20 protein-coding genes are annotated in these 19,466 nt (G+C 70.9%); 10 read left to right on the top strand and 10 right to left on the bottom strand.

Going from position 1 to position 19,466, the window contains the following annotated elements:
• Positions 1 to 51: 51 nt before the first annotated feature.
• Positions 52 to 1,341 carry an amidohydrolase family protein gene (locus VFC33_05945; protein ID HZR12775.1) on the bottom strand — a complete coding sequence of 430 codons (1,290 nt, stop codon included), beginning with the start codon at positions 1,339 to 1,341 and terminating at the stop codon, positions 52 to 54.
• A 94-nt stretch (positions 1,342 to 1,435) separates the two neighbouring features.
• On the opposite strand from VFC33_05945, the gene VFC33_05940 reads away from it, so the two are divergent.
• Positions 1,436 to 2,338 (top strand): alpha/beta hydrolase, encoded by a 903-nt coding sequence (locus tag VFC33_05940; protein HZR12774.1) that lies wholly within the window; start codon positions 1,436 to 1,438, stop codon positions 2,336 to 2,338.
• Positions 2,339 to 2,347: 9 nt separating this feature from the next.
• Here the strand turns inward: VFC33_05940 and VFC33_05935 are convergent, their stop codons facing one another.
• The 3 genes from VFC33_05935 to VFC33_05925 are packed head-to-tail and all read right to left on the bottom strand — an operon-like array spanning position 2,348 to position 4,750.
• On the bottom strand, positions 2,348 to 3,652 hold the full coding sequence (locus VFC33_05935) for a hypothetical protein (GenBank protein ID HZR12773.1): 1,305 nt from the start codon (positions 3,650 to 3,652) through the stop codon (positions 2,348 to 2,350).
• Between the two features lie 3 nt (positions 3,653 to 3,655).
• Positions 3,656 to 4,282: a CoA pyrophosphatase gene (locus VFC33_05930; protein HZR12772.1), complete on the bottom strand. Its 627-nt coding sequence runs from the start codon at positions 4,280 to 4,282 to the stop codon at positions 3,656 to 3,658.
• Positions 4,283 to 4,750, bottom strand: a complete 468-nt coding sequence (locus VFC33_05925; protein HZR12771.1) for a nuclear transport factor 2 family protein — start codon at positions 4,748 to 4,750, stop codon at positions 4,283 to 4,285.
• 106 nt (positions 4,751 to 4,856) lie between these two features.
• On the opposite strand from VFC33_05925, the gene VFC33_05920 reads away from it, so the two are divergent.
• The 5 genes from VFC33_05920 (at position 4,857) to VFC33_05900 (ending at position 9,422) form a co-directional block, all read left to right on the top strand.
• The gene (locus VFC33_05920; GenBank protein HZR12770.1) at positions 4,857 to 5,756 is read left to right on the top strand and encodes a TIGR03619 family F420-dependent LLM class oxidoreductase; all 900 of its coding nucleotides are present in this window, start codon (positions 4,857 to 4,859) and stop codon (positions 5,754 to 5,756) included.
• A 107-nt stretch (positions 5,757 to 5,863) separates the two neighbouring features.
• Positions 5,864 to 7,330, top strand: coding sequence for an aldehyde dehydrogenase family protein (locus VFC33_05915; GenBank protein HZR12769.1), 1,467 nt, complete (start codon positions 5,864 to 5,866; stop codon positions 7,328 to 7,330).
• A gap of 22 nt (positions 7,331 to 7,352) precedes the next feature.
• Complete coding sequence (locus tag VFC33_05910; GenBank protein HZR12768.1) at positions 7,353 to 7,619, top strand: hypothetical protein; 267 nt, start codon at positions 7,353 to 7,355, stop codon at positions 7,617 to 7,619.
• Between the two features lie 5 nt (positions 7,620 to 7,624).
• Positions 7,625 to 8,410, top strand: coding sequence for a class II aldolase/adducin family protein (locus VFC33_05905; protein HZR12767.1), 786 nt, complete (start codon positions 7,625 to 7,627; stop codon positions 8,408 to 8,410).
• Positions 8,411 to 8,912: 502 nt separating this feature from the next.
• Positions 8,913 to 9,422: a hypothetical protein gene (locus VFC33_05900; protein ID HZR12766.1), complete on the top strand. Its 510-nt coding sequence runs from the start codon at positions 8,913 to 8,915 to the stop codon at positions 9,420 to 9,422.
• Positions 9,423 to 9,477: 55 nt separating this feature from the next.
• Here the strand turns inward: VFC33_05900 and VFC33_05895 are convergent, their stop codons facing one another.
• Positions 9,478 to 10,266 carry an SDR family NAD(P)-dependent oxidoreductase gene (locus tag VFC33_05895; protein HZR12765.1) on the bottom strand — a complete coding sequence of 263 codons (789 nt, stop codon included), beginning with the start codon at positions 10,264 to 10,266 and terminating at the stop codon, positions 9,478 to 9,480.
• Between the two features lie 88 nt (positions 10,267 to 10,354).
• Here VFC33_05895 and VFC33_05890 point away from each other — a divergent pair, with 88 nt between their 5' ends.
• Both VFC33_05890 and VFC33_05885 read left to right on the top strand, forming a co-directional pair.
• Complete coding sequence (locus VFC33_05890) at positions 10,355 to 11,146, top strand: SDR family NAD(P)-dependent oxidoreductase (GenBank protein ID HZR12764.1); 792 nt, start codon at positions 10,355 to 10,357, stop codon at positions 11,144 to 11,146.
• A gap of 10 nt (positions 11,147 to 11,156) precedes the next feature.
• Positions 11,157 to 12,002, top strand: coding sequence for a TIGR03619 family F420-dependent LLM class oxidoreductase (locus VFC33_05885; GenBank protein HZR12763.1), 846 nt, complete (start codon positions 11,157 to 11,159; stop codon positions 12,000 to 12,002).
• On the opposite strand, the gene VFC33_05880 is transcribed toward VFC33_05885, so the two are convergent.
• Positions 11,991 to 12,740 carry a hypothetical protein gene (locus VFC33_05880; protein ID HZR12762.1) on the bottom strand — a complete coding sequence of 250 codons (750 nt, stop codon included), beginning with the start codon at positions 12,738 to 12,740 and terminating at the stop codon, positions 11,991 to 11,993. The genes VFC33_05885 and VFC33_05880 overlap by 12 nt on opposite strands.
• A gap of 78 nt (positions 12,741 to 12,818) precedes the next feature.
• Here VFC33_05880 and VFC33_05875 point away from each other — a divergent pair, with 78 nt between their 5' ends.
• Positions 12,819 to 13,973 (top strand): hypothetical protein, encoded by a 1,155-nt coding sequence (locus tag VFC33_05875; protein ID HZR12761.1) that lies wholly within the window; start codon positions 12,819 to 12,821, stop codon positions 13,971 to 13,973.
• On the opposite strand, the gene VFC33_05870 is transcribed toward VFC33_05875, so the two are convergent.
• From VFC33_05870 to VFC33_05855, 4 genes are read right to left on the bottom strand one after another with little or no spacing between them, the layout of a single operon-like run.
• The gene (locus VFC33_05870; GenBank protein HZR12760.1) at positions 13,970 to 14,638 is read right to left on the bottom strand and encodes a DUF429 domain-containing protein; all 669 of its coding nucleotides are present in this window, start codon (positions 14,636 to 14,638) and stop codon (positions 13,970 to 13,972) included. The genes VFC33_05875 and VFC33_05870 overlap by 4 nt on opposite strands.
• A gap of 7 nt (positions 14,639 to 14,645) precedes the next feature.
• Positions 14,646 to 15,098, bottom strand: a complete 453-nt coding sequence (locus VFC33_05865; GenBank protein ID HZR12759.1) for a MaoC family dehydratase N-terminal domain-containing protein — start codon at positions 15,096 to 15,098, stop codon at positions 14,646 to 14,648.
• 22 nt (positions 15,099 to 15,120) lie between these two features.
• The gene (locus VFC33_05860; protein HZR12758.1) at positions 15,121 to 16,668 is read right to left on the bottom strand and encodes a class I adenylate-forming enzyme family protein; all 1,548 of its coding nucleotides are present in this window, start codon (positions 16,666 to 16,668) and stop codon (positions 15,121 to 15,123) included.
• 34 nt (positions 16,669 to 16,702) lie between these two features.
• Positions 16,703 to 18,028: an NAD(P)/FAD-dependent oxidoreductase gene (locus VFC33_05855; protein HZR12757.1), complete on the bottom strand. Its 1,326-nt coding sequence runs from the start codon at positions 18,026 to 18,028 to the stop codon at positions 16,703 to 16,705.
• A 121-nt stretch (positions 18,029 to 18,149) separates the two neighbouring features.
• Between VFC33_05855 and VFC33_05850 the strand changes: the two genes are divergently transcribed.
• A complete protein-coding gene (locus VFC33_05850) occupies positions 18,150 to 19,328 on the top strand; it encodes a thiolase family protein (GenBank protein ID HZR12756.1) in 1,179 nt (392 codons plus the stop codon).
• The last annotated feature ends 138 nt before the right edge of the window (positions 19,329 to 19,466 follow it).

Below are 19,466 nucleotides of genomic sequence, written 5' to 3'. Positions count from 1 at the left end.
TCCCAGAACGCGCGGTTGTGCCGCTCGTCCGAGGTCCTCAGCTGGCCCTACTCAGCGTGCGCGTGCCGCGAGGTCGGTGATCGTCACACGGCCCTCACGCTCGGACTTGCGTGCTGCGCCCGTCACGCTCTTCGGCTCGACGTCGACGCCGATGGCCTCCGTCCGCAGCGCGCCGACCGTGCACTGCTCCCTCGGCCGGTGCGCGAACGGGTCGTACTGGAAGAAGCCCATCGCGTTCTTGTAGGTGATCCTGTCGATCTCGTCGTCTGTGAGATCCGTCGACGCGAACTCGGCGGCGAGCTTCTCCGGCGCGCGCGGCCACGTGCTGTCGGAGTGCGGGTAGTCGATCTCCACCGTGATGCGGTCGATGCCGATGCGGCGCGCGAGCTGCACGCCGACGGGGTCGGAGATGAAGCACAGGATGATGTGCTCCATGAACACCTCGCTCGGCATCTTCGAGCCGAAGTCAGCGCCCGTCCACGCCTTGTGCACGCGGTAGCTGTGGTCGAGCCGCTCGAGGAAGTACGGGATCCACCCGATCCCGCCCTCGGAGAGCGCGACGGTGAGGTCGGGGAACTTCTTGAAGACGGGCGAGTGGATCAGGTCCGCCGCGCACTGCACGATGTTCATCGGCTGCAGCACGATCAGCACGTCGATCGGCGCGTCGACCGCGGTCGTCACGAGCTTCGACGACGATCCGATGTGCATGCACACGACGGTCCCCTCGTCGGAGCACGCCTTCCAGAACGGGTCCCAGTGGTCGCTGTGCAGGCTCGGGAGGCCGAGCGGCTCGGGGTTCTCGGCGAACGTGACCGCGTGACAGCCCTTCTTCGCGACGCGGTGGATCTCGTCGGCCATCGCCTGGGGATCCCAGATCAGCGGGATGCTGAGCGGGATGAACCGGCCCGGATACGTGCCGCACCACTCGTCGATGTGCCAGTCGTTGTAGGCCTGCGCGAGGACGCGCGCGGCGTCCTTGTCCTCGATCGCGGCGAACAGGCGGCCCGCGAACCCCGGGAGCGAGGGGAAGCACAACGAGCCGAGCACGCCGTTCGCGTTCATGTCGAGGACGCGCTTCTCGATCTCGAAGCAGCCCGGACGCATCTCGTCGAAGCTCGTCGGGTCGATCCCGTACTCCTCGGGCGGGCGGCCGGCGACCGCGTTGAGCCCGACGTTCGGCACGTGGATGCCGTGGAACTGCCAGACGTCGCTGCCGTCCTCCATGCGGACGACGTGCGGCGCGATGTCCTGGTACTTCGCGGGCAGGTGACGCGTGAACAGGTCGGGCGGCTCCACGACGTGGTCGTCGACGCTGACGATGATCATGTCGTCGGTGTTCATGGCCGCCTCCGCACATCCGCTGGCTGACGTCACCGTCAGCGTACTGCCGGATCGGCTGGTGGCCCGAGGGAACGGCGGCGGTGATACTGCCGGCATGACGGACCTGCCGGCCTCGCGCACGCTCAGCCTCGACGGGTTGCAGTTCCACTACGTGGACTGGGGGAACGACAGCGCGCCGCCACTGGTGTTCCTCCACGGCTTCAGCGGGCACGCCCGTACGTGGGACCACGCCGCCCGCTCGCTCCGGGACCGGTTCCACGTGCTCGCCCTCGACCAGCGCGGTCACGGCGACACCGAGTGGGCGCACGAGTACGGAGATGGAGCGGACGCCTGGTCGGATGACCGGGAGGCCGGAGCGGCATCGACCCGTGGATACGGCAGTGGGCCGATGGTCGACGACGTGCTCGCGTTCCTCGACGCGCTCGCGCTCGAGCGCGTCGCGCTCGTCGGCGCGTCGATGGGCGGCATCAACGCGTACTGCTTCGCAGGCGCGCATCCCGGGCGGGTCGAGCGACTCGTGGTCGTCGACATCGGGCCCGAGATCGACCGGCGTGGCATCGAGCGGATCATGGCGAACACACAGGCGGGCGCGACGTTCACGACCGTCGACGAGGCGTACGCCCGCATGCGGGACGAGAACCCGCTCGCCGACCCCGCCATGTTGCGCCATCGCGTGGAGCACAACCTCCGCGCGCTTCCCGACGGGCGGCTGACGTGGAAGTGGGATCCCGCGCTCGGCGCCCGGGACCGGACCGTGGCGCGCACGGAGATCGGGCGCGACGAGCAGTGGGACCGCTGGCGCGCGCTGCGCTGCCCGACGTTGCTGCTGCGCGGCTCCGAGAGCGACCTGTTGTCCGTCGAGACCGCCGATCGCATGCTGGCCGAGCAACCTCGTGCCCGGCTCGTCACCATCCGGGGCGCGAGCCACACGGTGACGATGGACCGTCCCGACGAGCACGACGCCGCGATCCGGGAGTTCCTCCTCGCCGACGGGTGACGCGCCCGGCTAGGGAGCTGCGTCGAGGCCACCCCACGCGACCACCGGACCGGCCGCGTCGACGAGATCGCGCGTGCGGCCGAGGTCGACGGGGGTGCGGAGCTGGTGGACGGCGGGGAGCGCGAGACCGGCGCGCAAGCCGGCCTCGTGCGCGTCGACGCCGTCGAGCTCGCCGTCGGCGGACCACGACTCGACCGTGAGCGTGACTCCACGCGCGTGCGCGAGCTCGACGACGCGCTGCGTCATGTCGTCGACGGGGTCCGTCGTGACGGCGATCGCGGTGCGCCCGCGGGTCTCGCCGACGAACGCGAGCGCGGCCGCGATGCCGGGTGCGCGTGTCGCGGGCACGACGACGCTGCCGAGCACGCTCGTCGGGAACGTGCGTGCGAACCACAGTCCGGCGACGCCAGGGTCCGCGGCGACGAGCCCACCCGGCGGGAGCGCGGCGCGCACGTCCGCGACGGCGCGCGCCGGGTGCAGGGGCACGGACGCGTCGACGTAACCCGGCTGCGCGATCGACGACATGCGCGCGTACAGCTCGTTGACCGGTGACTCGATCGGTCGTGCGGTGACGTGGTCGGCGAGCGGCCCGAGGTGGATCGGGCTGAGGTGGACCGCCGGCGCGAGCTCGTAGCGCTCGGGAGCGGACTCGTCGGGGTCGAGACCCGTCGCCACGATCAGCTCGACGTCGCGGAAGCCGAGGAGCGAGAAGTCCTCGGCCTGCAGGCCTGCGGTGCCGAGATGGTGGGGGCTGTCCCACGGGAAGACGCCCTTCGCGCCCCACGTGTTGACGACGCCGAGACCCGATGCCGCCGCGAACGAGCGCAGCCCGTCGACCGCGTCGCCCCACGCGAACGAACCGGCGCGGACGACGCCGGGCCCGGCGATCACGACGACCGGGCCGCGCGGGAGGTCGACGCGCAGGTCGAGCGGCAGGATCGCGAGACGGGCGGGCTGCGCGTCCGTCGGGGCAGGCGCGTCGAGGTCGAGCTGCAGGCGCAGCGTCGTCGTCGCGGACCGGAAGCGAGCTGCCGCGGCCGCGCGCGCGATCGCCGGACCGACCTCGCGCGCGTCGTCGAGCGCGACGTCGCCGCTCTCCGACCCGCCGGGGCGCGACGTGATGCGCAGCGCGCGCTCGCTCGTGAGCGCGACGCCGGGTGCCGGCCCGAGCCGCCCGTCCGCGTCGGCCAGGAGCGCGGCGAGCCGGTCGTCGGCCGTCGGGAACTGCTCGAGCCCGGGTACGGCGTAGCCGTACACGCGCGTGACCCCGGCGTCGCGCAGACACCAACCGAGCAGCTCGCCGACCGTGCGCAACCCCTACCTCCAGGCCCAGACCGGTTGCTCGAGGTGTGAGACGCGCGTCGTGCGGCCGTGCAGCGCGACCTCGCGGAACTGGTAGAGGATCGCCGCCGTCGGAGCGTGCAGCCACTCACCGCGCATCCACAGCTGGACGACGGGCGCGTCGCTCTCGGGGATCGCGAGGAAGCGGGGCGAACCCTCGTGGTCGAGGTCGTCGAACGGGATCACGTACAGCGCCGCCACCTCGTCGGGGTTCGCGACCGGCGGCGGTGCATCGGCGGCCCACACGACCACCGGCGTCATGACGAACCCCGAGCGCGTCTCGTAGTCGTCGAGCAGGCCGAGGACGTCGTCGCGTGCGACCGCGAGGCCGACCTCCTCGTGCAGCTCGCGCAACGCGGCGGCCACCGCGTCCTCACCACCGTCGATCCTCCCGCCGGGCAGGGCGTACTGGCGCGCGTGGGCACGGAGCCCGGCGGCGCGCGCCGTCAGCACGAAGGACGCGTCCCCCGAGTCGTCGCCATCCGTGATCGCGATGGCGACGGCTGCGGCGCGCACCCCGGCACCGCACGGGATCGCGCGCCGGTCGAGCGCCTGCAGCCGCGTCGCGATCCGCTCGCGCAGCGCGCGCGAGAGCGCGTACACCTACGTCGGGATCTGCAGGTCGGTCGGGAGCTGCCCGTCCATCCAGGCGGTCTCCTCGAAGCGCTCCGCGATGCGCCAGCCGTCCGGCGTCCGCACCAGACGGTCGTTGTAGTACCCGCCGACGAAGAACATCTGCAGCCCGCCGTCCTTCTTCGGCGCACCCATCGGGTTGTAGAAGTACGTGCGGCTGGTTGCCGTGTCGCCGTCGATCGTCACGCGCTTGTTGCCCAGAAGGTGCTGCGTGGTCGGGAACATCGCCAGCGCCTTCGCGAGCCACGCCTTCACCTCGGGGTACGCGCCCTTGATCCCACCCGAGGTCGTGTAGTCGATCTGCGCGTCGGAGGTGAACACGTCGTCGAGCGCGTCGAAGTCCTTGGCGTCGATCGCGAACGTGTAGCGCGACAGCAGGTCGTCGATCTCGAGCCGGTCGGAGATCTCCTGCACCGAGAAGCGGGGACCGTCGGCCATCGCGCTCGCTCCTCTCCGTCGGCGTCGCTTTCGTGCCCGGGACGGCGGACGCTACCGTCGCCCTCCAACCGCTGCAACAGGTTCCATTTCTCGTGCGGAGGTGCGCATGCGGTTCCACCAGGCCGTCGCGTTCATGGAGACGGACCAACTGCTCGACCTGTGCCGCGCGACCGACACGCTCGGCTACGCGGGCGTGTACCTGTCGGACCACATCTTCTTCCCCAAGCAGCTGAAGTCCCGCTACACGTACTCACCGCACGAGGACGGATCGCCGATCTGGGCGCCGGAGACGAACTGGCCCGACTGCTGGTGCCTCATCTCCGCGATGGCGGCGATCACCGAGCACCTCGAGTTCACGACCGGCGTGTACATCGCGCCGGCGCGTGACCTGTTCACGGTCGCGAAGTCGGTCGGCACCGCGGCGTACATCTCGCACGACCGCGTTCGTCTCGGTGTCGGCGTCGGGTGGTGCAAGGAGGAGTTCGACGCGACCGGCCAGGACTTCCACAACCGGGGCAAGCGGCTCGACGACATGATCCCCGCGCTGCGCGCCCTCTGGAGCGGCGGCTGGGTCGAGTACCACGGGCCGTTCTACGACTTCGACGCGCTGCAGATGAACCCCACACCCGAGAAGCAGGTCCCGATCTACGGCGGCGGCCACAGCGAGGTCGCGATGCGGCGCGCCGCGCGGCTGTGCGACGGGTGGATCGGTGCCGGGCCCTACTCCGAGGAGGACGGTCGCCACTACCTCGAGCAGATGAAGCGCTACCTCGCGGACGAGGGGCGCAGCACCGACGGGTTCGCGATCTACATGGCGCTCGCGGTCATGCCGGAGCCGGACGTCTACAAGCGCTTCGAGGACCTCGGCATGACGGACACGATCTGCGCGCCGTGGATGTTCACCGGGGCCGGTGGCGGCGTGAACACGGACGCCCGCTCGGACCTCGACGCCAAGATCGCCGCGACCGAAGCGTTCGCGACCGACGTCATCGCGAAGACTCGCTGACTCGCTGACTCGCTGGCTCGCTGACTCGCTGGCTCGCTGACGCCGGCGTCAGGTCGGGCGCTACGCTCGGCACGCAGTTCCCGGAGCGACCGCGAGGAGACGGAGCCATGGCGGTGCAGGGCGAGTCCCGGATGCTGATCGACGGCAAGCTGACCGACGCGTCGTCGGGCACGACGTTCGACAACGTCAACCCGGCGACCGAAGAGGTCATCGGCCAGGTTGCCGACGGCACCGAGCAGGACATGCGCACGGCCATCGAGGCGGCGCGGCGCGCGTTCGACGAGACCGACTGGTCGACGAACCGCGCGTTCCGGAAGCGGTGTCTCCAGCAGCTGCGTGACGCCCTCGACCGCGAGAAGGAGACGCTGCGCCCGCAGATCGTCGCCGAGGTCGGCACGCCGATCGGGTTGACGTACGCGATCCAACAGGACACCTGCATCGAGGACCTGCAGTGGGACATCGACCAGATCGACCGCGTCGAGTGGGACCGTGAGCTCGGCGTGCACGAGTTCTTCGGGATGCGGAGCCGCCGCGTGGTGACGCGCGAGGCCGTCGGTGTGGTCGGCGCGATCACGCCGTGGAACTTCCCGTTCATGCTCAACCTGTCGAAGCTCGGCCCCGCGCTCGCGGCGGGCAACACGGTCGTGCTGAAGCCCGCGCCCGACACGCCGTGGAGCGCGACGTTCATCGGCAAGGTCGCGCTCGAGCAGACGGACATCCCGCCCGGCGTGCTGAACGTCGTGACGTCGGGCGACCCGGCCGCCGTCGGTGAGGTGCTGACGACGGATCCGCGCGTCGACATGATCAGCTTCACGGGCTCGACCGCCACCGGGAAGCGCATCATGCGCAACGGCGCCGACACCGTGAAGAAGGTGTTCCTCGAGCTCGGCGGGAAGTCGGCGAACATCATCCTCGACGACGCCGACTTCGCGTCGACCGTCGGCATGGGCTCGATGATCTGCGTGCACGCCGGGCAGGGCTGCGCGATCACCACACGGATGCTGCTCCCGCGCTCGCGCTACGAGGAGGGCGTCGAGCTCCTGAAGACGTCGTTCGAGAACGTGGCGTACGGCGACCCGAACGACATGGCGAACATCCAGGGTCCGCTGATCAACAAGCGGCAGATGGAACGGGTGCTCGGCTACATCGAGAAGGGGAAGGCCGAGGGCGCGCGGCTGCTCGTCGGCGGGAAGCGGTCCGACCGCTTCGAGAAGGGCTACTACGTCGAGCCGACGGTCTTCGTCGACGTGAAGCCCGACATGACGATCGCGCAGGAGGAGATCTTCGGCCCCGTGCTCGTCGTGATCCCGTTCGAGGACGACGACGACGCCGTGCGCATCGCGAACCACTCTACGTACGGGTTGTCCGGCTCGGTCAGCTCGGCGTCCGAGGAGCGCGCGATGGCCGTCGCACGGCGCATGCGGACGGGAACCGTCTCGGTGAACGGCGGCGCGTGGTTCGGGCCCGACTCGCCGTTCGGCGGCTACCGCCAGAGCGGCGTGGGCCGCGAGCACGGTGTCGAGGGCTTCGAGGAGTACCTGGAGACGAAGACGATCGGACTGCCCGCCGAGTAGCGCGAGCGCCCGGACGGCCATCGTGCGGCACGCGCGCGCCGACGACCTCGTGGCGCACGAGGACCTGCTCGCGTCGTTGCGCGCGATCCGGGGCCTGCGCGAGCGCACGGTCGGGTCGTTCTACCGGCGCGGCAGCGGGTTCCTGCACTTCCACGTCGACGGGGACCGGCTCTTCGCCGACCTGAAGGTGCGGGACGAGTGGCAGCGCTTGCCCGCGAACACGGCCGCGGAGCGCCGCCGACTCGTCGCCGCGGCGGAGCGGGCGGCGGCGGGCGCGGTCGTAGACTGATGGGCATGGCACAGAGCGATGTCGAGGTCCGCGAGCTGATCCAGGGCGGGTACCTGCCGAAGTTCGACTCGGTCGAGGAGGAGCGGCTGCACCGCAAGCAGCGGCTCGCAGCCGGGTTCCGGCTCTTCGGGCGGTTCGGGTTCGACGAGGGCGTGGCCGGTCACATCACCGCGCGCGATCCCGAGCTCACCGACCACTTCTGGGTCAACCCGTTCGGGATGAGCTTCAGCCACATCCGCGTGTCGGACCTGATCCTGGTCAACGACCGCGGCGAGGTCGTCGAGGGGAACGCGAGCGTGAACACGGCTGCGTTCGCGATCCACTCGCAGGTGCACGCGGCCCGTCCGGACGTCATGGCGGCCGCGCACTCGCACTCGATCTACGGGAAGTCGTGGTCGGCGCTCGGCCGCAAGCTCGACCCGATCACCCAGGACGTCTGCGCGTTCTACGACGACCACGAGGTGTTCGACGACTACACGGGCGTCGTGCTCGACGTCGAGGAGGGCAAGCGGATCGCCGCCGCGCTGGGCGACAGCAAGGCCGTCATCCTGCGGAACCACGGGCTGCTGACGGTCGGGCATTCCGTCGACGAGGCCGTGTGGTGGTTCATCACGATGGAACGCTCGTGCCAGGCCCAGCTGCTCGCGGAGGCCGCGGGGAAGCCGGTGCTGATCGACCCGGACCACGCCAAGCTGACCTCGACCCAGGTCGGCTCACACGTCGCGGGCTGGTTCAGCTTCCAGCCGCTCTACGCCAAGATCACGCGGGAGCAACCCGACCTCTTCGACTGAGGTTCATCGTTCATGCGTCGCTCGTCGTCGTAGCGCAACGTCGAGCGACGCATGGACGTTGGGTGTCACACCTCCGTGATGTGCTTGCCACATGCGCAAGTATGCGGAGTTGGCGCGGCGCGCCGAGCGGCAATACGGGATCTTCAGTCTGCGGGACGTGACGGAGCTGCGCTTCACCGAGGCCGAGCGACGCGAGCGGCTCGAGTCGGGGCGATGGCAGTCCGTGCACGACAATGCGTACCGGGTCGCAGGAGCGCCGAGACTCTGGAAGGGTGACCTCCTCGCCGCGTGCTGGGCCGGTGGGTTTCGCGCTGCTGCATCGCATCGCTCGGCGCTCGCGCTCATGAACCTACCGGGTGGTCGGAGGAACGTCCCCGAGATCGTGACGCCGCGCTGGCGACGGGCGCGCCACGACGGCGTCGTCGTTCACGAGACGACCGTGCTCTCAGCGGATGACGTGACCGGTGTCGACGGGATCCCGGTGACCACTCCGGCGCGGACCTTGGTCGACGCCGCCGCGGTTCTCCACCCCTCCACATTGGACATCGCCGTCGACGAAGCGCTGCGTCGCGACCTCGTGACGTTCGATGCACTGTGGACGCGCGTGGCGGAGTTGGGTGGTCGTGGCCGGGCTGGGACTGCTCACCTTCGCGCGTTCCTCGCGGCGCGCCACCCCGATGCCGACCTCTCGGAGAGCGTCCGCGAGACGCTCTTAGTCGACGCGCTCGTTGCTGCGAACCTGCCCCGGCCGGTCCTGCAGCAAGAGATCCGCGACCGATCGGGGACCTTCGTTGCTCGTGTGGATGCCGCGTACCCGCATGCCCGCGTCGCTCTCGAGTACGACAGCTACCTGCACCACGGCGGACGCGCGAAGCATGCCCGTGATCTCGAGCGTCGCAACCGCATGGCGGCCCTCGGCTGGCACGTCATCTCCGTGACGGGACCGGCCCTGCGCGCCGGGGCTGCCGACGCGTGCCGCGCGGTCCGAGCCCTGCTACAGGGCGCGGCCTGAGGTCCATGCGTCGCTCGTCGTCGTAGAGCAACATTCAACGACGCATGGACGATGCTCAGCCGTGGCGTTGCTTCGCGAACTCGATCGTGCCTTCCATGAAGCCCTGCGGGTTCTGGAACTTGCCGACGACGATGTCGGCGAAGTACTCGGGCACGTAGCGCTCGAAGCCACCCGTCTCGACGAGCTCGAGGACGGGGTCGACGATCGCGTCGACGGGGAGCGCCTCGACACCCTCCGTCATCGCGGGGTCGTTGTCGGGCAGGTGGAACAGCTCGGTGTCGATGACCGCCGGCGCGATCACGTGCACGCCGACCCCGGTGTCGGCGAGGTCCACCGCCATCGATTCCGACCACGCGGTCAACGCGGCCTTCGTCGCCGCGTACGCGGCCTCGCCGGGCGGGCCGAGACGCGCCGCGATCGACCCGATGTTCACGATCCGGCCACCGCGCGAGAGCAGGTCGGGGAGGAGCGCGAGCGTCAGGCGGACGGGTGAGAAGTAGTTGAGCGCCATGATCGACTCGACGACCTCGGGCGTCAGCTCCTGCACGCGCCGGCGCTTCGGCGCGCCGGCGTTGTTGACCAATACGTCGATGCCGCCGAGCTCGTCGCTCGCGCGCCGAGCGAACGTCGCGATGCCGTCGAGGTCGGACAGGTCGACGGTCCACGACCGCGACGACGGCGACACCTGCTGCAACTGGTCCAGCACGCCGGCGAGACGGTCGGACCGGCGCGCGCAGATGCCGACCACTGCGCCGCGACGCGCGAAGCCCTCGGCGAGCGCGGCGCCGATGCCGGTCGACGCGCCCGTGACGAGCACGTGCTTGCCCTCGATCTCGTAGCCCACGGCGACCATCCTCCCCGCGCGCCTCGCGCGCGCCTCCGCGCGTACCTGACGTGACCGTCAGCGTACGTCCCGCTAGCCTCCGCCGACCATGACGCCGCCGGAGCGCGCGCCGCTCACCCCCGAGACCGCGTTGCTGACGGACCGCGTCGCGGTCGTCACGGGCGCGGCCGTCGGCATCGGTCGCGCGACGGCCCTCGCGCTCGCCCGCTTCGGTGCGGACGTCGCGATCTGCGACCGCGACGCCGACAACCTGGCCACCGCGGCGAAGGAGATCGAGCAGAGCGGGCGGCGTGCGCACAGCGAAGTGCTCGACGTGCGCGACACCGACGCGGTGCGTGCGTTCGTCGACGGGCTCGGCAACGGCGTCGACGTCCTCGTGAACAACGCGGGTGGTGGCTTCCGTGCGGACTTCGTCGACGTCAACGACAAGGGTCAGGACGCGCTCGTGCGCGAGAACTTCCTGAGCGTCACGAACTTCGTGCGCGCGGCCGTCCCGCACATGGCCCGCGACGGGCGCCAAGGCTCCATCGTCAACGTCACCTCCATCGAGGCGCACCGCGCCGCGCCCGGGTTCGCCGTGTACAGCGCGATGAAGGCTGCGGTGGCCAATCTCACGAAGTCGCTCGCGCTCGAGCTCGGGTCGCGCAACATCCGCGTCAACGCCGTGGCGCCCGACGTGATCCCAACGCCCGGCATCGGCGACGTCCCCGTCCACACGCCGCTGCCGCGCGCCGGCCATGTCGACGACGTCGCGGCGGCGATCGTGTACCTCGCGGGTGACCTGTCGTCGTTCGTCACCGGCACGACACTCCACGTCGACGGCGGCAACCTAGCGGCGGCGGGATGGCACCGGGCGGACGACGGCTCGTACACGACGTGAGGACGGTCAGGTGAAGTTCGGCGTCGCGCTCGGCGCGCTCAACCCTGCGTTCTTCGTCGACGCCACGCTCGAGGCCGAACGGCTCGGCTACGAGTCGGTCTGGCTCCCGGAGCACCTCGTCTTCCCGATGCAGATGAGCCGCTCGCCGCACCCGGGCGAGGACGTCCCGCCGGTCCCGCCGACGACGCCGGTGTTCGACTGCTTCGCGTACCTCAGCTTCCTCGCGGGCAAGACGGAGCGCGTCCGGCTCGGCACACACGTCTACAACCTCGCGTTGCGGCACCCGTTCGTCGCGGCACGGGCGATCACGACGCTCGACGTCGTGTCCGACGGCCGGGCCGAGGTCGGGATCGGCGCGGGCTGGCTCGAGGAGGAGTGGGAGGCGGCCGGGCTCGACTTCCCGTCGCGCGGCCGCCGTCTCGACGAGGCCATCACCGTGTGCAAGCGGCTCTGGGACGACGACGTCATCGAGCACCACGGCGAGTTCTTCGACTTCGCCCCGGTCGCGTTCCAACCGAAGCCGGTCCAGCGACCGCACCCGCCGTTGCTGATCGGCGGTGAGAGCGACGCCGCGCTGCGGCGCGCGGCGCGCATCGCCGACGGCTGGATCGGGATGGCGCACACGCTCCAGTCCGCGAAGCGACCCATCGCGCGGCTCCACGAGCTGCGCGAGGAGCACGGCCGCGCCGGCGAGCCGTTGGAGATCTGCCTCGGCGGACCCGTCACCTCGCGTGACGACGTCGAGCGCTGGGAGGACGCGGGCGTGACACGGATGATCGTGTCGCCGTGGCGACGGTCGCGGGAGGCGATCGACGGGATGCGCCGCTTCGCGGACCTCGTCGAGCTACCCCGCTGACTCCCCGCTCGCGAGCAGGCGTTCCGGGTGGTCGGCGAAGTCGCGCATGCTGTCCTTGTTGCGCAGCGCGACGCGGATCTGCTGCGGCTGCATCGTGTAGCACACACCGGCCATGAGCTTCTCGAGCTCCGAAGCGCGGTCGATGCGGTCGAGGTCCATGCCTCGACCCGACCCGATCGTGCACGCGCGGCGCAGCACGATCGCCGCCTCGGCGGTCTCGGGATCGAGCGTCTCGTCCGCCCAGCGCATGAACCCGCCGCCCCACGGGACGTCGGAGTACGGCGGCGCGTCGACGACGCGCCCGTCGACCAGCTGCCAGTCCAGGACAAGGTCGCCGTCGCGCCACAGCCGGACGCGCGACCGGCCGTCGACGGGCCGCGGGATCTCGGCGTCGTAGACGCGCTCCGCCCCACCACGCGCCGCGTGCGTCACGCACAAGCCGGCGAGGTCGAACAGGTGCGTGCAGTTGGCGCGCGGCTCGGCGTACGACGCGATCGCGGTGCAGCGTCGCGAGAGCGGCATGCCTTCGAGCGCGTGCAACGGGCCGACGGCGTCCGGGCAGGTCGTCCACGGCCATCGGATGGCGCGGCCGTCGACGGCGACGACGTTCGCGCCGTCGTGACGCAGGAGCACGCCGAAGTGGTGGAAGTCGTCCTCGAGCTCGCCGTCGACCGTGCCGTCGTCCGGCGCGACGAGCCGGATGCGGCGGCGGTACGAGCCCTCGGTGAACGGCTTCACGGCGGCGCATGGTCGCGCGCACGTGACACCGGTGTCACAATCGCGAACGAGGGCGGACGTCACGGGGGAGGTGCCGCGATGACGACGGTGATCGACGCCGACCAGCACCTGTTCGAGGCGCGCGAGCTGTGGGCCGAACGGTCGCCGGCGCGCGATCGCGACGACTGCGTCCGCATCGTCGACGACGACCTCGGGTTCGGCTGGGTCACGTGGCGCGGCCGACGGATCTATCCGGCCGAGGTGTTCCGGCCGGGCGACGTCGACGGTACCGGCGCGGGCCGGGCCGCGAACCGGGCCGGCGAGCGTGCCGACGTGAACTACGACGACGCGCCCGCCGACTACCACGACCCCGATGCGCGCATCGCCCGGCTCGACGCCCTCGGGCTCGACGCGGCGGTGCTGTTCCCCAACGCGGGACTCGTCTGGGAGCGCGCGGTCGAGCGAGACCTGCACGCGTTGACGACGAACATGGCGGCGTGGAACTCGTGGGCGATCGACGTCGCGCAACAGGGGCGCGGCCGGCTCCATCCCGTCGCGCACGTGACGCTGCGCGACCTCGACTGGCTCGCCGCGCAGCTCCGCGCGCTGGATGCCGGCGGTGTGCGCCTCGCGATGCTCGGTCCCGCGCTCGTCGACGGGAAGCCGCTGCACCATCCCGATCTCGATCGCGCGTGGGCGTCGTTCGTCGAGCACGGGATCACGCCCGTCTTCCACGTCTCGAACTTCGACCGGCCGTTCGCGGAGCCGTGGTACGAGGGTGACTTCGACCCGGTCGACCCGGTGTTGCAGACCGCGTTCATCTGGGTCCCGGCCGCGCTCGCGCTCGCCGACCTCGCGATCCACGGTGTGCTTGCCCGCCATCCCGATCTGCGCATCGGGGTGATGGAGCTGTCCGCGTCGTGGGCCGCGCACTTCCTGCCCAGCCTGGACGGGACGTTCGACTTCCACCGCCGCCAGAACGGCCGGCCGCTCACCGAGCTCGACGAGCCGCCGAGCGCGTACATCCGCCGGCAGGCGCGCATCGCCGCGTTCGCGTACGAGCGACCCGACCTCCTGCGCGAGCGCGCCGGGGACATCTTCATGGCGTGCAGCGACTACCCGCACGGCGAGGGGACCGCGACGCCGCTCGAGGACTACCGGGCGATGTGCCCGCGCGCCGGCGCACCGGCCGACGATCCCGCGTTCTTCGGCGGCAACGTCGCGTTCCTCCTTCGCGCCGACACGTCGCGCTAGTACCAGATCGCGATCGCCTCGCCGCCCGGCCCCCGCTGGGGCGGGTCGGGGAGCGAGACGGCCTCACCATGCGCGTAGCGCGACGCGCTCCACGCGACCGCGGCCGCGTCGAGCACGTCGTCCCGCTCGGCACCTCGCACGCCGGGAACCGCGATGCCGTGACGCCGCAGCGCCTCCTCGCGGCGTGCGATCCCGTCCGCGCTCCGCTTGCTCGGCAGCACGTCCCCGGTCATCGCTCGGAACGAGAGCTCGGGATGGATCTCGACGACCGGTACGGCGCGCGACGCGGCCGCGACCTGCTCGACCTCGAACACCTTCCGACGGAGCGCGTAGCCCTGTGCCGACACGCCGGGTACGCCGAGCTCACGACAGCGCGCAACGGCCTGCGCGTGGGTCGGGGCCGCCAGCGCGCCCCGGGGTGGCATCGGGAAAACGGTCGAGGCGCGTGCGGCGAGCAGCCTGCGCGCGAGGCGCTCGCACTCCCGCACGCCGGTCTCCACCAACCCGACGGGCATGTCGACGCCGACGACGTCGACCCGTCCGAACGCGGCCGTCAACGCGTCGAACGTGTGAGCGACGCGCGCGTCGCGCACCGTTCCGTCGTCGGCGAGGACGACGCCGACCCAGCCGCCGCGGCATCCGTCGACGCCCGCGACCACGCACATGGGGTTGCTACTTCTGCGGCCGCACCATGATCAGCATCGTGAAGCGCGTCTTCACGACGGGCTCACCCGTCTCGACGTTCTTCCACGCCGTCTCGGTGACGTAGAACTCCATCTTCCGGCCCTCACCGCGGTCCTTCTCGTACACGTCGGTGATCGTCGTCGTGCCCTCGAGGACGTCTCCGACGTGCGGCCAGCTCAGGTACTCGAACTCCTGCTCGCCGTGCAGGATCGCCCGCCCGGGACCGCGCAGCTTCTCGATCGGCAGGCCCGCGGCACCGCCCTCGCCCAGCGAGCCCCAGTACGACATGACGAACGGGTACGTCGGCGGGACCGGAGCGTGGTCCTGCCGGTACACCGCGTCCGAGTCGCCGAGCGCCTCGGCGAACACGCGCACGGGACCGCGCTCGATGACGACGCGCTGCGTACCGGTCTGCTGGCCCTTCAGCTCGGTCAGTGCCACGAACGTTCGTCTCCTGTCTCGGTCAGCCGGCGGGCGACGCTACTCGTTCCCTCAGGACGTGCTTCATGACCTTGCCGGTCGCGTTGCGCGGGAGCTCGTCGACGATCGTCACGTGCCGCGGACGCTTGTAGTCCGCGAGGCGCGTCGCGCAGAACTCCTTGATGTCGTCGGGCGCGCACGTGGCCCCGTCGCGCAGCACGACGTACGCGGCGACGTCCTCACCGAGCACGGCGTGCGGAACGCCGACCACCGCGACCTCGCGCACGTCCGGGTGCTCGAGCACGATCGCCTCGACGTCCGTCGCGTAGATGTTGTTGCCGCCCCGGATGATCACGTCCTTCTTGCGGCCGACGATGTAGAGGAACCCATCGTCGTCGACGTACGCGAGGTCACCGCTCCGCAACCACCCGTCCACCGTCCAGGTCGCGGACGTCGCGGCGTCGTCCTTGTAGTACTCCCGCTGACGGCCCGGGAGACGGGTGAGGAGCTCGCCGACGGTGCCGGTCGGTACCTCGTGATCGTGCTCGTCGACGATCTTCAGCTCCATCGGAGGGAGCGGCTTGCCGACCGATCCGACGCGGCGCGTGACCTCCTCCTTGGGCATCACGATGAACGCGGGGCCGGCCTCGGTCATGCCGTAGGAGTTCGACACGCCCGCGTTCGGCAGGCGCTCCTGGAGCGCGAGCAGCGTCGCCGGTGCGAGCGGCGCGCTGCCGACCGACACGGCGACGAGGCTCGACAGGTCCCGCGTCGCGAACTCGGGGTGCGCGACGAGGAGCTCGGCCATCGCGGGGACGAGGAACGCCATCATCGGCCGGTCGCGCTCGACGATCTCGAGCCAGCGGCCGGCGTCGAAGCGCGGCAGGTACAGGCCGACGAGGCCCATCTTCATCGGGTTGTAGATGAACGAGATGCCGGCGAACGTGAACAGCGGCGCGCCGTGCAACCAACCGGCCGCGCTCCACACCGGCTCGCTGTTCGGGATCATCGCGACGTTTCGGTGACGGACCGCGACACCCTTCGGCAGGCCGGTGGTGCCCGACGTGTACATGATGTCGGCGAGGTCCTCCTCGCCGACCGGCACCTGCACGAAGCTCGGGTCGTCGCCCAGCACGTCGTCGAAAGGGACGACGTCCGGCGCGGTCGAGCTCCCGGCGCTCACGACGACCGGCGGGCTCGCCAGCGCATCACGGACGGCGACCGCGGTGTCGAGCAGCGCGTCGCAGGTCACGATCGCGCGGACCTCGGCATGGCCGAGGATGTTGACGAGCTCCTGCTCCGACAGCCGCGTGTTCGTGGGCACGGCGACGGCGCCCGCCTTGTGGACTGCCGCGTACACCACGATCCAGCGCAGCACCTCTTCGTTCGGGAGGTACACCGACACGCGGTCGCCCTTCGCGACACCGAAGCGCTGGAGCCCGCGCGCGACGCGGTTCGACTCGGCGTCCCACTCCGAGAACGTGAGCGCCCGGTCGGTCGCGAGGTCGCGGTACGCGGGCTCGTCGCCGTGGCGCGCGGCCATGAAGCGCAACTGGTCGACGAGCAGGAAACCGGGGTCGGTGACGGCCATGGCGCGTGCAGGATGCCTGACACGCGTGTCAGCGTCAAAGCGCTCCGGATGTGGGCTCCGCGCTCGGCTCCGCCGCCGGCGCGAGCGCGGACACGTCCGGGTCGGGGCTCGGGCGCAGGATCAGCAGCGGTCCCCACTCCCAACGCGTGTAGTTCCACGCCCACCGGAGCAGCACCTCGGTGCGCCGGCGGAAGCCGACGATGTAGAGCAGGTGCAAGAACAGCCAGGCGAGCCACGCCACGCCGCCCGTCAGCGTGATCCCGAACGGGAGGTCCGCGACGGCCGCGCGGCGGCCGATCGTCGCCATGCTCCCCGGGTCGCGGTAGCGGAACGGACGCGTCTGCTCCCCGTCGATCCGGCGCATCACCATGCGGGCGGCGTGATGACCTTCCTGCATCGCGACCTGCGCGACCTGGGGCAGCAGGTCGCCGTGGTCGCCCTTCGCCGCCGCGAGATCACCCGCGACGAAGACGTCGGGATGGCCCGGCACCGACAGGTCCGGTTCGACGGTGATGCGTCCGCCCTTCGTCTGCTCGAACCCGATCCAGCCCGCGAGCTCGCTCGCCTGCACGCCCGCCGCCCACACGACGGTGTGGGTCGGGATCACGTGACCCGACGCGAGGAGGACGCGGTGCCGTTCGACCGCGGTCACCTGCTCGCCGAGGCGCAGCTCGACGCCGCGGTCGAGCAACTGCGTGCGCGCGTGCTCACGCGAGCGGGCGCGGAAGGTCCCGAGCAGCGAGTCGGCCATCTCGACGACGACGACGCGCGCACGCCGGACGTCGATGCGCCGGAAGTCGTGCCGCATCACCTTCGAGAACAGTTCGCTCATCGCGCCGGCGGTCTCGACGCCCGTTGCGCCGCCACCGACGACGACGAACGTCAACGCGCCCTCGTCCACGAGTGACGGCTGCGCCTCGGCCTCCTCGAAGCACGACAGGACGTGGTTCCGCAGACGAATCGCGTCCGGGAGCGTGTACAGCGGGAGCGCATGCTCGTGCGCGCCGTCGACACCGAAGTAGTTCGTGCGCGCGCCCGTCGTGATGACGAGCGCGTCGTACGACATCGACTCGCCGCTCTGCAGGTGGACGCGCTTGCCGGCCGCGTCGATCCCGGTGACGGTCTCCACGAGCAGCTCGGCACGTGGGTGGTCGCGCACGATCCCGCGGATGTGATGGGCGACGTCGCCGGCGTCGAGACCGGCGGTCGCGACCTGGTAGAGCAGCGGCTGGAACGTGTTGTAGTTGTGCCGGTCGAAGATCACGACGTCGACGTCGAAGCGCATGAGTCGCTTCACCACGGCGAGGCCGGCGAAGCCGGCGCCGACCACGACGACACGCGGGCGCGGGTTGTCGGTCACCCCACCATTCGTACCCGGGCTCGCGGGTCGGCCACGGCTCGGATTCCGGCCCGGCTCCGTGACGTGAGCGTCAGGTACGATCGCCGACCGTCCGTTGCGATCTCTCCGAAGGAGCACGTCCATGGGCGACGCCGTCATCGTCTCCGCCGCGCGCACTGCGATCGGCACCGCGCGCAAGGGAACGCTCGTGGACGTCAGCGCGTTCGACCTCGGCAAGTACGCCGTCGACGAGGCGCTGAAGCGGTCGGGCATCCCGGCCGACGAGGTCGACGACATCCAACTCGGCGAGTCGCTCCAGGGCGGAGGCGACATCGCTCGCTACGTCGCCGTCGACCTCGGGATCCCCAACGTGCCGGGCGTGGCGTTGAACCGGCACTGCGCATCCGGCATGACCGCCGTGCAGGGTGCGGCCGCGAGCATCCGCGCCGGGATGGACCGCGTCGTCGTCGCGGGCGGAACTGCGTCGCTCTCGACGTCGCCGACCTCGTTGCTGCGCGACCCGGCGACGGGTGAGATGCACCAGTGGATGTCGCCGTCGCACCCCGAGACGCCCGACGCGCCCGCGTTCGACATGTCGATCACGGTCGGCTGGAACGCGGCGCAGAAGGCCAACGTCACGCGCGAGGAGATGGACCACTGGGCGTACGAGTCCCACATGCGGGCCGTGCGCGCGATCGACGAGGGCCGTTTCGAGGAAGAGGTCTTCCCGATCGAGGTGCCGCGCCGGGACGGCGACACGGTCATCTTCCAGGTGGACGAGCACCCGCGCCGCGACACCACGATGGAGAAGCTCGCGTCGCTGAAGCCGCTACACCCCGAGATCGAGGGGTTCAGCATCACCGCCGGGAACGCATCGGGGATCAACGACGGCAGCGCGGCGATGGTCATCGTCGACGGCGACTATGCGCAGGAGAACGGTCTGGAGCCGCTCGCGATCATCCGCTCGTGGGCGTCGGCAGGCGTGCCGCCCGCGGAGACCGGGTTCGGGCCGGTGCACTCGATCCCGAAGGCGTTGCAGCGCGCCGGTCTGACGACCGAGGACATGAAGCTTGTCGAGATCAACGAGGCGTTCGCGTCGATGGCCGTCGCGTCGAGCCGGATCCTCGGGTTCCCGCACGAGATCGTCAACGTGTCGGGCAGCGGGTGCAGCCTCGGGCACCCGGTCGCGTGCACGGGCGCGCGCATGATCGTCACCCTGCTGTACGAGCTGCGGCGTCGGGGCGGCGGGTACGGCGTCGCGAGCATGTGCGCGGGCGGCGGCATGGGTTCCGCCACCGTCATCGAGGTCCCGGCGCCGTAGAGCTGAGCGAGCTCGCCGGTAGGCGAGCGGGAGCGTGGCCCCGGGAGTAGCGAGCGCCGGCGAGCCGGGTGTCCCGCGCGAGCAGCGAGCGCGACCACGGGGATCACCCGGCGCCGAAGGCGCCAGGAGCGGAAACAT

Source organism: Acidimicrobiia bacterium (genome assembly GCA_035651955.1).
In the GTDB taxonomy this organism is placed as follows: Bacteria; Actinomycetota; Acidimicrobiia; order IMCC26256; family JAMXLJ01; genus JAMXLJ01.
Note: the sequence above shows the minus strand (reverse complement) of the source record. Positions and strands in the feature narration are given on the sequence as shown.

Coding starts and splice junctions, on each gene's coding strand:
- VFC33_05945 (HZR12775.1), bottom strand. CDS start 1,341: ATGAACACCGACGACATGATCATCGTCAGCGTCGACGACCACGTCGTG.
- VFC33_05940 (HZR12774.1), top strand. CDS start 1,436: ATGACGGACCTGCCGGCCTCGCGCACGCTCAGCCTCGACGGGTTGCAG.
- VFC33_05925 (HZR12771.1), bottom strand. CDS start 4,750: ATGGCCGACGGTCCCCGCTTCTCGGTGCAGGAGATCTCCGACCGGCTC.
- VFC33_05920 (HZR12770.1), top strand. CDS start 4,857: ATGCGGTTCCACCAGGCCGTCGCGTTCATGGAGACGGACCAACTGCTC.
- VFC33_05915 (HZR12769.1), top strand. CDS start 5,864: ATGGCGGTGCAGGGCGAGTCCCGGATGCTGATCGACGGCAAGCTGACC.
- VFC33_05905 (HZR12767.1), top strand. CDS start 7,625: ATGGCACAGAGCGATGTCGAGGTCCGCGAGCTGATCCAGGGCGGGTAC.
- VFC33_05890 (HZR12764.1), top strand. CDS start 10,355: ATGACGCCGCCGGAGCGCGCGCCGCTCACCCCCGAGACCGCGTTGCTG.
- VFC33_05875 (HZR12761.1), top strand. CDS start 12,819: ATGACGACGGTGATCGACGCCGACCAGCACCTGTTCGAGGCGCGCGAG.
- VFC33_05870 (HZR12760.1), bottom strand. CDS start 14,638: ATGTGCGTGGTCGCGGGCGTCGACGGATGCCGCGGCGGCTGGGTCGGC.
- VFC33_05860 (HZR12758.1), bottom strand. CDS start 16,668: ATGGCCGTCACCGACCCCGGTTTCCTGCTCGTCGACCAGTTGCGCTTC.
- VFC33_05850 (HZR12756.1), top strand. CDS start 18,150: ATGGGCGACGCCGTCATCGTCTCCGCCGCGCGCACTGCGATCGGCACC.